We start from the raw sequence: 13,256 nt of genomic DNA on the forward strand, positions 1-13,256 counted from the left end.
TTTGATACCTCTAGACTGAGAATTGGTTAGAAATTCTAAGAATCACTTCATTTTTTTCGTTTTTTTCAGCATAAATTGGTGCTACTGATTTTGGTTTTCCGTTTTCACTAATGATCGATCGACTACCAAGGGTTAAAAGACCCTTAATTTCTTTTTTGTCTTTATCTGTTAAATATAATCTAAATAACGAACCTTTAGTTGAAGTATTGTCAAAGTTAATTAACGAGTTTGTATAGTTTGCAAGAGTCGCATAATCAGTTGCTCAAGATGTAAAACCTTCATCATCAAGAGTTCATTTCGAAGATGGATCACTTTGTTTTTTGAAATAGAACATATTGTTTGTATTTTTAGTATTAACTTTAATGTATCTAATTTCCCGTCCATCAAGCGATTCAATCGCAAGATAACCAAGTTTTTCCTGGTATTCCTTTGGTACAAATCCCCAGAAGAAGGTACTGTCTTTATCCTTGTTTCGGAAGACACCACTTAGTGTGCGGTCACCAATCCCTTGTGATTTAAGAGTATAGAATCAAAAGGCTTCTGCACGGTTCTTAGCAACTCTGGTATTGGTTACATCAGTTATTTGTAAATTTTCATCTTTAACTGGTTCACGTTTATCATCATATAATTCTCAATTAACGATTTTTCTTAGTCAACGGTCTTTAAAGAACCCGTTGTTAGTTTGGGTAGTTTGTCCTATTCTTGAAGGACTAAGACGGTTATTAAATCCACCGATATTAAAGGTAAACGCAGCACCATCATAGTCACGGAACCGATAGTTAGGGTTTGTATTAAGAGTTTTAAGGAATTCCTCTTCGCTCTTCGGTAAATATCTATCTCGTTCAGCTTGATATTTCTCAGCGATAGCACTTTTTTGCTCATCGGATAAACTATTATATTCAGGAGAAGTAATTTGCTTAATAAATGCTTCATAATGCTTGATCAGTAAATTATTATTTTCAATGATTTTACTAATTGCATTTTTTTCATTAACAAATGATCAGAAAATACTATTGTGAACATCAGAGTGATCAAGAGCACCAAAACGAAGATTGAAAACAGGGATGGCTCGTTTTAATCATTGGCGAGTATTTTCCCCAGCAAAAAGAATTTCATTACCTGTATTAAATTCGTTAATACCTGAAATAAAGTTAGGGATATTAGGAGTCTCTACCTTGCTAGGAATATAGTTCGTTTGTACATAGTCACGTGTTAGTACTTCAGCAATGTTGTATGTATAGTCACTAAAGATTTGACCAAGGTTGCTTTGTTTTCGTTCCCCATCCTGTTCAGCAATTTCTGTTTTGAGACTAAAACCTTCAAGGTCAGTCTTCTTAAGTTCTTCACCATTGTATTTATAAGTAAGAAGTTCATCGCTCGTTTTTTTCTTATTTCGCTGTGAAACATAAGCAGCATTACCATATAAAACCATTGCTATTTGAGCTAAGTTTAAGGTGTTATCAAGCGAAGTAACTCCTCGATTGAATTGAATGTGGAACCAAACAGCATTTAAAACTGCATCGGTACTTCGAACTGGTTCATTAGTCACTCGTGGAGAGTAAATGTTTTTCTTATTACCAGAATATTCATCACACATTTTCGGTTCTTCTTCTTGGTTAAAATTCATAAAACCAGGAAGTCCATATTGTCCATCAAAAATGTAACTAATCTTGTGTAGTTCCTTTGCTGTATAGTCTTTTGTCTTAATTAATTGTGCTTCTTCAACGATGAATTTATCCATTAAAGATGAGTAAAGTTCACCATTTAAAAACTCTTCATAACTAACATTTGAGTGCTGTTTATGATAAACATCCTTGAAGTATTTCTCAAGATCTAACAGTTGCAAAACAGACTCTTTTTTTCAAGCACGATAACGATCATTACCAGTACCTTTAAACTTAACGGTAAAACTTTCTGGATCAATTGCTTTATACTTCATAAAAGCATCATGATTTTTAAATTTAAGAACACTTAAAGTTGTACCTTTAGGAATTGGATAACTTGATGAAGCATCAAGATTTCAAATGTAATTTGTGTCTAATGTAACATCATTATTTGATTTGAAATATTTACTTAATACACTACCAATCGAGTTATCGATATTACTTAAAATAACGATAATTTCAGTGTCATCCTTAGTTAAATCATTAATACTTGTTACATTATTTTTCTTAACTACCAAGTAGTTTTTAGGAGCAAGGATTGTCGAACCATCGCTTAATTTTAAACTAACCTTTTGATCACCTAGAGCAATGGTATGATTTTCATTTGCTGTTCAATCTTTATTACCAGTTTGATCGTATAGGGTTGGAAAAAATAGAGTAGAACCAGAAGGTCGAAGAGTATGATAAAAATTATCCTTATTTTCTTTTACAAGATTCTTAGTTGTAGGAATTGCAAGATAACGATACCCATCCTTATCAGGAGCTGTTACTTTGTTAAAGAAGGTGTAACCATATTCCTTTTTTTCCTTAGCATGTTTCGCGGAATTGTTAGCTTGGATACTCAATAATTGGAATTGAGATTTTGCTTGGTTAAGTTCTTCTTTTCTTGTCTCGTAGGCATAACTTCATTTTTTCTTATCTTGATTTAAGATTCCACCATCGATGTGATTAATGAAGAAATTAATATTATCTTGTGAAGCATTTTCAGTTCTTTGGTAAGGATAGAGACTAGAGTAATTTTTATCTTTTAGTGACTCATCAAGTAAGTGTAAATAACGGCGATCAAGAGTAGCTCTTTCACCTTTAATTATTGGGACAACCTTATAATTATCTTCACCCTTAACATACTCGTTATCCGCTCCCAGAGCGGTTGAAGTTCATCCATTTAAACTAAATTCTCGTTGAACAAGTTGGTTAATTGCTATAACAATCTGTTCACTTCTTTGTTGAAAACCACGATAATTAAAACTACCGTTTTCGTCAACATAAATATTAGGATTAATCACTGGTTGATTAAACTTGTTTTTAATTAGTACTTTAATGTCAGCTGGACTTGCATTTCTTAATTCAACACCGGCTGGTAGTTCGTAAATAATAGGAACACCGCTTTTTGTAAATTTAATTGGGGTACCCATTCCGTCGCGGATAATTCCATCATATCGGCCAAGACCACGTGTCCCCGGTGTATTCGCATCGATGAAGCTATAATTGTTGGTGTTAGTTTGATCAATATAATATTTACTAGCTTTAAGATTAATAATGTTTTGATCATAAGGCTCACCACGCTCCTTCTTTGCAATTTCACTTGCAATTAATTTATTAATGTGTGGATCAATACCTGGATTAAGAGTTCCTGACTCAGTATCAAACGCATTCATTAAATAAATGTCATAAGGTTTAAGATTTCTTAGTTTCGCTGAAGCTAGAAGTCCCTCGAACGAAAGTAGGAATCGTCGATCTTTACGGAAGAGGAAATAACCTAATGGATCATGAGAAGAAGAACCGAAAATGTCTTCACTTGTTTCATATCGAACATCCTTGTCAGGTGTATCCCTCTTTACTCGGCCATAACTAAAGTTTAAATACGAAGCTTCGTTACTTGGTAAATAATTACTATCAGTACTTCTAATTCGTAAACCAGATGATCTCGCATCTAAATAGTGTTGCAGAATCTTTGTGTTATGAAATTGTTGTAATGACGTTCCAGTCCGAGTGTCAATCCCACCAACAAGAGCACTATTCTTGTTTTCAGAGATATCTTGAATATATTGAAGAGTCTGGTGGTGACCGTATTCATGAGCACCGACATATCTTAAATATTCAATTCCTGTTGAAACAAATCCTGGGTCTGATTCACGAACAATCGCAAGATACGGAATGCGATCAGAATCATATAGACCATAATACTTGCCATCAACGGCTTCTAACGAATATGAGCCGTCATCATTAAGAGTCGATTCAATGTGAAGACCTTCAATTGTTTTTCCAAGTTGTAGATTCTTATTAATTACTTTATCGATAAGTCCGCTATACACTTCAGTGAACATAGTATAAGTCGGAACAATTTTTCCGTTAATAAAGGAAGAACCTTTTGAAATTACCTTCGGAGTATACGGGTCGGTATATTCCACAGCAACCTTTAGGGTATTAAAGGCATCATCAAACCGACTGTCATATAGAAAACCGCGTTTATTATCCTTAGCCGGACTTTGTTTTAAAGTATATTCAACATCGGTGCTATTTTGGCCAAGTGTTTTTCCTTTAATTTTAAATGAATATTTATCGATAATCTCAACATCGGTAATGGTAATCCCAATAAGGCGATCTGGAACAAAACCTTCAATACTTGTCGTACCATCATTGTTCTTAATTTTAACGGCAGTCTCAGCTTCGACAGCATCCTCTTTTCTTGAATAGAAACGTGGATTTTCCTTGTTTTGTTCGTGATCGTAAACAAAAACACGTTTTCCCTTTAACTTATAGTCAATATCATAGAAGTTGTGAAAATTCTTTTGAGTTTTCTTATATTCTTCATAGTTATTTTTGACAATGTCAGAAAGTAATCTTGAAGGAAGATTCATATAACTAACCTTCGACATATAAGCTGGTATTAAAGGTTCGTTTGGAATATTTCCTTGTCAGTAAACATTTTGATAAAGAACAATGTTTTTAACTTTATCGTCTTTTCCAACTAGCTGAAGAATGTCCATTCAATTTAAGTTATTTGATCTTTGATTTGGTTCACGAACTGAATATTTATTAACTTTTTTAACATCAATCTGTACAAGTTCAGTGTCGCTAAAAGTAACCTTATCCGTTTCGGGTTCAACTGGAATTAGATTGTATTTAAGAATGAAATCTTTGTAGATTTCCTTCGCTAGTTTTTCCGCTTCTTCTTTCGATGAAGCTTGGAACATAAAGTTATACTCACCATTTAATTGAATTCTGGTTTGGGTTTTAAAATCAACAACTTCAGGAAGATTGTATTTTAAAAATGATCGTGGAAGAATATTGTTTTCACGACGGAATTTCTTTCCTAGATCAACAACATAATATTTTTTACCTACAACAAGGTCAAGCAGTTTAAAACCACCAAAAGACTTTTCATGATTATGAAGAGTCAGAAGCATAGGAAGTTGTTTAACATAATCTCGGAATTCTTCTTCAGTAATCCCTACTGCATTTAGTTTGTGAGTAAGAGCATCAGCGGCTTGACCGGGTCCTGAAAGTTCAGAATATACCGCTTGAGTTCCAAAGAAACCATCTGGGTAAAATTCAATTTCAGTACTTTCACGTGTCCCGCTATGTTGACCAAGTGTAATCGCATTACCATTTGTTTTAACACCACGACCAAGACTAAAACGTTTTAAAGTAATAACGTCAGGTCCTCATGAAACATTTTTAAAAAATCAATTAGTATATTCAATAAATTCGTTCGGAAGAAGCGATTCAACATAGTTATTTTCAAATCGTACTGGACCAATTTCAAGAATAAAACTTGGTAAATTATTATTGAAATTGCTCATATAAAGATCAATAAATTCGTCGTAAGTTAGGATGTCACCTTTTTTGTATTTACCATGATCACTTGGTTTAAAGTCAACAAGAAGTTCAACAAAATAATTTACTTTTCGACGTTTTTGTTTAAGCACTTTAGTTTCTGGTGTATCAGTACTGTCTTCTTTAAAGTCATCCTTATTAAATCGATAAAGTGCAACTTCTTTTTCGTTAACGTCGATGAAAACAGCACGGTCAACGGATTTGTCTTCGATATCGTTATGAAGAGCAGAAGCAATTTCAATTTCAGTTCGACCAAGACCATTTTTGGTCTTAGAATACAATGCCATGAAACCAACTGAAGCTGAAGCAAGAATTGCTGTTACACCAAAGCCGATTCCAATTTTCGCAGCAAGAGTTAACCTTTTTTTAGTTTTCATATCTTCTCCTCTTAATATTCACTATTCTTTCAACGTTCAACTTCATCTTCAGTCGCTAGGATATAGTGGTCATTACCTAAGTTGATTCATTTTGGTTGATGATCTTTTGTATAACCGTGCATCGAAGGGTCGTAGATATAACCAAGTAATGATTTTTTATCAGCATCAATACTCGGAATGGCCTCCATTAATGATTTAGTATATGGGTGTAGGAAGTTTTTCACAACTTCCTTAGTCGGACCTATTTCAAGTAAAATTCCTTTATACATTACAGCAATACGGTCGCTGATGTATTCAACCATTCTTAGGTCGTGAGCGATAAAAAGAATGGTTAGGTTATATTTCGCTTTAAGATCCTTAAAGATATTAATTACTTGTGCTTGGATAGAAACATCCAGGGCTGAAATTGGTTCATCTGCGATTAATAGTTTTGGTCTCATCGCAACTGCTCTTGAAATTCCAATCCGTTGCTGTTGACCACCGGAGAATTCAAGCGGATAACGATGAAGAACTGTCTCATCTAATCCAACTGACTTAAGGACATCAATGGCAACTTTTTTGATTAATTGATTTTCATTTAAGTTCTTAACTTCGTTGATTTCATTTAAGATTTCGTTTAATTTAATGCTACCATTGGTTAAATCTTTGATTTGTAATTTATTTACAAAAGAGATTAACTTTTTTTGCTCATCTTCATTTAAGTAATCAAACTGATCATTAAAGAATATATCAAGTCTAGTGACTTGGTCATTAAGTCCTCGCTTTTTAAGTTCATTCATTAAATCAATTAAATAACTTTTAAATGAGAACTTAATGTAAGATGGTTTAAAATTTTTTAAATTATAAAGACCTTCGGTGACAACTTGTTCAATATTAACAAAAGGGTTAAGAGAGTTAGCTGGGTCTTGGAAAATCATTTGAACATTATTAATAATGAATTCCTTAAAGTCCTTGTCAACTTTCTCTCCTTCCTTAGGAAGATACTTTCCATTAATTTTGATATCACCAAAACTATGTTTAACAAGACTAATTAAGGCATTACCAGTTGTTGATTTACCACTACCTGACTCACCAACTAGACCAAGTACTTCACCTTCATAGATGTTAAATGACATATCATGAACTGCTTTGAATTTACTAAGACCATAACCATATGTCACATCCATATGTCTTACTTCTACAAGTCTTTTGCGTTCAGGATTGGCATTTAATCGTTCTAGTAAACCTTCTGTGACTGGTCGAACAGTAATTTTTTCTGGTAGTAAAAATCGCTTTTTACGATCGAAAAAAACTTTCTTTTCTGTCTCTGCCATAATGTTCTCGCTTTTTTATTATTTATTGTTATTCATTAATTTAAAGTGCTCTCAACGTTCACTAATTAGTTTCGGTGGAGTGTATTTTTCAGCATTAGGGTCTAATAATGCTGTCTTTGCTTTGTGGGTTTCTGATACATAATATATATCTGGTTCAATTTCGAAGTCACGTACCATCGCATAATCATTACGAATAGCAAAGGCATCGCCAACGATATCATTCAATCGTGAAGGAACTGATCCCTTAATTGTTTCAAGACGGTCACCTGTATTAACATCGGGCATCGACTGAATCAAACCTCATGTATAAGGGTGTTGAGCATTTCAAAGAATTTCATCTCGTGTACCCTCTTCAATAACCTGTCCAGCATACATAATGGAGATATAGTCAGCAATACTTGCGACGACCCCAAGGTCATGAGTAATGAAAATGACACACATCTTAAATCGTTCTTGAAGATCACGGATAATATCAAGCACTAATGCTTGAACTGTTGGGTCAAGGGCTGTTGTTGGTTCATCAAGAACAAGGATTTTGGGATGCAGTGAGACGATCGCTGCAATCACAACCCGTTGAATCATCCCTCCCGAAAGTTCATGTGGATATAAATCCATTACTTCTTCAGGATTGTTAATTTTAGTTAGTTTAAGGAATTCAATGCTTCTTTCTTTCGCTTCTTTCTTGTTTTTAACAAGACCATTAATCAACATTCCCTCCATAATTTGTTTTCCAATTTTCATTGTCGGATTCAAGGTTGATGTTGGATTCTGGAAGACCGCAGAAATCACTTTTCCAAGGTATTTTGATCGTTGTCAATCACTAAAGGTAAAGTCTTGTACCTCGTTCCCATAAAGACTAATCTTACCTTCCTCAATGTTCGCATTTGAACCAGCAAGGCCATATAATAGTGAAGTGATAACCGATTTTCCACTACCTGACTCCCCGATGATGGCATGCACCTTACCTTCGTAAAAGTCAATTGATGTATTTCTTAAAACAAGAGCTTTTTCGGTTGGCCGGCTTGGGTTAGTAAAAGTTAGTTTGATATTTTCAATGCTTGCAGCGATTTTTAACTTCGTGCCATCCTTAAATTCTTTGTATGAGACATTACTTTCAAATTTTTCAAAATCAAATTGTTTTCTTGTGGGAGCGAAGTAGGACTTAAGAGTTACTTTTTCCTTTTTATTTTTCTTTTTTGCTTTTGTCTCTTGGGCGATTTTTTTTTCCGGATTTTCAGACTTCACTGGTTCACTTGACATTGACTCATTAACCATTAATTCATCCATCATAGGTTTTTCGTCTATTGCCTTCATATCAAGATTAACTAATGGTTCAACCTTTTTATCATGAAGTACATCAGAAGAAGTTTCTACATCCGATTCTTGATTTATTTTTTGGTTGAAATTAGATCGAAGAATCCCAAGGGAGGTTTTTTCGTTATAAATATCGAAGGATGAATCGCGGTGAATTTCAGGATAAGGAGAAGCTCAAGGATTATTATCAAGGTATCTTGTGTCAATTCCTTCTTGATATTGTTCACCATTATCCTTTTTAAGAGTCCATTTAAATTCATTTAATTGGATTAATGTTCGGTCAAGTAAAGGAGGAATGTATTCTGAGTTATAAACTTGACGACATCATTCCTCTGATTTATCTTCAGTACTATATTGAAATACTGCATCTGTTCAAAAACTATGAATCTTTTTAGCTTTTTGATCTTCATGTTTAAGACAAGGAGCGGTAAAGGAAACAACACGACCACGACTATTTTGAAGTTCATATTCGGTTGGAATTTCATTTTTTGATCAATTAGGACGCGGTGTATCCTCTTCTTCCAACTTTTCAACTGCATCTTGTTCTTGTTTTACTAACATTAAATCAGTTAGCGACACACTGGTGTTTTGTTCGTCGTAAACTTGATATTCATCATGTGAATCAGAAACAATCATATTATTACCAGATTCATCTTCGTGCATTGTTAGTAAAGAGTGGTCATCCATCATTTTTTCCATTTCTTTTTGTTTTTCACAAGCAGATATGTCATGATGACCTTCGACATTGATTGAGCAAACAGCAATCGGGTCGGTTACATTATTGGTCATATGTTCGAAAATAGCGAAATCGTTATTCTCGTAAGGTTTCGCACCTTTGATCATTGTTAAATGCTGGCTATCTGGTTTATAATCATCAAAGTTCAATTTACGATTGCTAAGGGTATAACTGTAATATTGTTTACGAAAACTTTTAGAATTATAGATTTTTTTCATATTAACGTTGTCTACGCAATGCGTCCTGCACTGCACTCCCTACTAATTGAATTGAAGCCACTATTAACACTAAAATGGACGACGGTATTAAGGTATATCTAGGATATAAGGTAATAATCGAAGAACCATCCGCAATTAAGTTACCAAGGGTTGGGGTATTTGGTAACGATAGCCCAATAAAGGCCAGTGAAGATTCAGCTAAAATTGCTCCAGGAATTGAAAACACAAGTTGCGAAATCATAATAGGAACGATGATTGGAATAAAATTCAATAAGATTTTTGAATTCTTTGTCCCAAGAGTCTTTGATGCTGACACTCATAGGAAACCACGAGCCCGTCTAACTTGTGAACGCATATGGTTCGCCATTCCAATTCAACCAGCAAATGAAATAGCAAACACAGTAACCCCAAACGAGGGTTTTAGAATAACGGTTAGGATCATTAGAATAATGATGGTTGGAACATTAGAAAGGATTTTAATGAAGAAGGTCATCACCCGGTCAAACCAAGTAAAATAACCCATTAAAATACCAATCGTCACACCTACAACAAGTTCAATCGCTGTCGTAATGATAGCGATTCCCAGAGAATAACGAAGACCCCATCACAGCATCGCTCAAAGGTCACGACCTTTGTTATCTGTCCCAAAAATAAATCCTTTTGAGAAGTAGTCAAGATACCGGTGTCCTGGTCTTAGTTCGGTTGGTGATCCTGATGTTAACGGAATGACAATCGCAAGGATTAATAAGGAGATAATTATACTAAATCCTATCACTCCCGAGATTGATTTAGCGAACCGGTTCGCAAATTCACGGAATGGTCTTGGTTTCGCACCCATATACACATTTTCACGGAATTCAATGATGTTTCCGACAATTTTTCATTGCTGATGTTTAAATGGTTGAAGAAATAAATTAGGAGCATCGCTTCTAAACTCATCAGCAATTTTTTCGCCGAATTGTTTCATCTTCGATTTCTTATATCGTTGAATTGCTGACATTTTACTTACCTCCTCTTCTAATACGTGGGTCAATTAAAATATAAAGAGCATCACGTAAGGTATAACCAATAATAGTAGTAATAGAATAAATAATTACTAATAATAGAATAACATTAAAATCTTTCGACAAAATTGAGTCAAGGAATAATGAACCAGAACCCGGAATTTGGAAAATTTGCTCAATAAACAACGCTCCAGTAAATGAACCAAGAATCACAAATGGGAAGAAGGTAGCGATTGGGAAAAGTGAAGGTTTTAATGCATGCATTCAAACGAAACGGTTCACTGTCGCTCCTTTTAAGTAAGCAAACTTAGCGTGAGTTGAATTTAGTTCTCGGTTCATTTCTACCTTAATGTATTGTACATAAACAATAATTGAACCAAGCGAAAGAGCAAGTCCAGGAAGGATATATGTTAGGAAATTGTTAATATCAAATACAAAAGGTAACCCAACATCCTTACCAATTAATAAAAGGACAAGACCAAAGACAAGCGAAGGAACGGCTGAAATTACGGAAATGACTACGGTTGAAATACTATCAAGTATACCACCTGGCTTACGACCAACAAGCACACCTAATGGAATACCCACAATCAAGGTAAGGAAAACACTGAAAATACCTATTGCAAACGAAACAAGGTAACGTCCCCAAATAAATTGATTGATTTCCACACCAGGACGAATTGATGTTGAAATTCCAAACTTACCAACAAATAAATTTCCAAGGTATTCTCAATATCGAATTCCGAGCGGACGATCAAGACCGTATTGAGCTAGAATTGCTTTCTTCGCTTCTGGTGATGTAATTCCAATCGTAAGGGCATTTTCCCCTGGTACGATGTTAATTAAAAAGAATGTTACTGTAACAACTATTCAAGATAAGACAAAAAATTCAAGTATTAATTTGAAAGTTTTTCAAATTCCTTGAACAAACTTTGAATCGGTTGAGAAAAAGTCAATAATCGGATCAATGACTCGGTCTCGCTCTTTGCTAGATCTAATCGATCTTCCTGTCCCAAAGATGACATAATTATTAGAAAAAGAATAATTCTCTTTTTTCATCTTCGAGGGAGAGGTAGATTGATTAGTGCTAAGTTGTTGTTCAACTACTTCGTTAGACATACATACTCCTTTAAATAATAGTTAAGCTGACAAGTGAGCTTATAATTTGTTTACTCATAATTCCATAACCAATAGTACATCCAAGAGCATAAAGAAAACTTGGTAAGATGATTACTAGAATCAATAAATTCAAGCGGATGTAAGCATATTGTAGTGATGTTAGTTCATATTTTGCATCAACATAAAAGCGATCAATCACTTTTGCTTCAAAATTAGATATACGATATTCTCCTTGTTTTCTTATTGTTTTGATGTACTTCCGTCTTTGGTAGTACCTTGAAAAGAAAACATAAAGAAAAACAATCATAATAAGAACTAAATAACCAAGAAAAACATGAAATGCTTTTAACTTAAAAGTCGGGACAAGTTCAAGAACAATGTGGGAAATGATAAGAACAAGAAGTAGTGTAAACATACTAATTCATGCTCTATAACACATAAACCTCCTTGGATAACTTCCATTTTTTTTCATACTAATGACACACTCCATCAGCATGACAATGTTGACCTTGAGAAGGTTCCAGAGTGATGTCTTGGTAAAACCTTGGATCAAAATAAATATATTGATTTTCCTTTACTATATCTCTTTTGTTTTTAGTAATAGTAAGTAGGTGATCGTCAAGTCATTGTTCAAAAAATAATTTATTAGTTTCTTTTAATTTTTTTGCCGCAACATAGTTTTTCACAAGAAAAACTGGTGAGAGTATTTCTGTTGGACTAATAACTAATTTTTTTATTTCATCCTTACCTTTTTCTCGATCAAGTACCTTAGTAAAAGTTATTTGACTAATTTCGGTTTCTTTGTTTTCTGGGGTTATGAAAGAACGCTCTTTAAGATTGCGATAATCAAGGTCGATTAACGGAATTTCGTTATCAAGTTGTTTATCTTTAATTTGACCGATGTCGTCTTTTTTGCCAAACACTCTAACTGTTTGTGAAACGAAACGGTAGAATTTACCACCTGAAAGTTTAAATGCAGTGTAAGAACCTTCAGTATATTGAATATTGCTAACGACTTCGTCAATTGTAACATCTTGATAAGCAATATTCATATATGTTGCTTTTTCAATGTATTCTTTAAATTCTTGAATACTACTGAAATACTTTTGACCGCTTTTATTTTTCCCTTTGAGATCAATAATCAGCGGTTTAATCTTATTTAAAATATCATCGTCAATCTTTGATGGGGTTGAATCGATTTTTACCTTATAACTAAAATCGATATCAAACTTCTTATTATTATTTTCTTTAAAATTAAAGTGTTCAATATAAACATGGTACTTAAAATTAAAAAGATTTAAGAACAAAAAATTATTAATGTAATAGAGATAGAAAGAGTTTTTAAATCGTTGATTAACAAGTTGGTAAAAACCGCGTGCGATGGCTTCATACTTAGGTTTTTCACCTATATCATCATTAATGACAATTGTCGATTGTGTTTCGCTGCTTATTTCATCAGACAATTGTAATGATTCTTTTTGTTTGTTGGTTAATGGTTTACTTGGAACATCCGTTTTTGTTTTTTGACAACTTGCAATGGTAACGGCGAAAATAGGAATAGTTAATGAAGTAAATAAAAACCAACAAAATTTCATATTCTTTTTAGTTGATTTCATTATTATTTACCTTTATATATATTGTAATGACATCAACTAATAATTAGCACAGCAG

General features: G+C 33.7%; 7 protein-coding genes. All 7 read right to left on the reverse strand.

Annotated features, from left to right (window positions below; all coding sequences use genetic code 4):
• Positions 1 to 10 precede the first annotated feature (10 nt).
• Complete coding sequence (locus T416_RS0101675) at positions 11 to 5,881, reverse strand: PDxFFG protein (protein ID WP_031489101.1); 5,871 nt, start codon at positions 5,879 to 5,881, stop codon at positions 11 to 13.
• An 11-nt stretch (positions 5,882 to 5,892) separates the two neighbouring features.
• Positions 5,893 to 7,194 (reverse strand): ABC transporter ATP-binding protein, encoded by a 1,302-nt coding sequence (locus T416_RS0101680; protein WP_031489102.1) that lies wholly within the window; start codon positions 7,192 to 7,194, stop codon positions 5,893 to 5,895.
• An 18-nt stretch (positions 7,195 to 7,212) separates the two neighbouring features.
• A complete protein-coding gene (locus tag T416_RS04075) occupies positions 7,213 to 8,454 on the reverse strand; it encodes an ABC transporter ATP-binding protein (RefSeq protein ID WP_245600635.1) in 1,242 nt (413 codons plus the stop codon).
• A gap of 1,009 nt (positions 8,455 to 9,463) precedes the next feature.
• Positions 9,464 to 10,462 (reverse strand): ABC transporter permease, encoded by a 999-nt coding sequence (locus T416_RS0101690; protein WP_038079629.1) that lies wholly within the window; start codon positions 10,460 to 10,462, stop codon positions 9,464 to 9,466.
• A gap of 1 nt (position 10,463) precedes the next feature.
• The gene (locus T416_RS0101695) at positions 10,464 to 11,525 is read right to left on the reverse strand and encodes an ABC transporter permease (RefSeq protein WP_031489105.1); all 1,062 of its coding nucleotides are present in this window, start codon (positions 11,523 to 11,525) and stop codon (positions 10,464 to 10,466) included.
• A 70-nt stretch (positions 11,526 to 11,595) separates the two neighbouring features.
• Positions 11,596 to 12,024: a hypothetical protein gene (locus T416_RS03810; protein WP_156953968.1), complete on the reverse strand. Its 429-nt coding sequence runs from the start codon at positions 12,022 to 12,024 to the stop codon at positions 11,596 to 11,598.
• Between the two features lie 34 nt (positions 12,025 to 12,058).
• Complete coding sequence (locus T416_RS0101705; protein ID WP_031489107.1) at positions 12,059 to 13,201, reverse strand: hypothetical protein; 1,143 nt, start codon at positions 13,199 to 13,201, stop codon at positions 12,059 to 12,061.
• Positions 13,202 to 13,256 lie beyond the last annotated feature (55 nt).

Source organism: Ureaplasma canigenitalium ATCC 51252 (assembly GCF_000712165.1).
GTDB classification, from domain to species: Bacteria; Bacillota_I; Bacilli_A; order Mycoplasmatales; family Mycoplasmoidaceae; genus Ureaplasma; species Ureaplasma canigenitalium.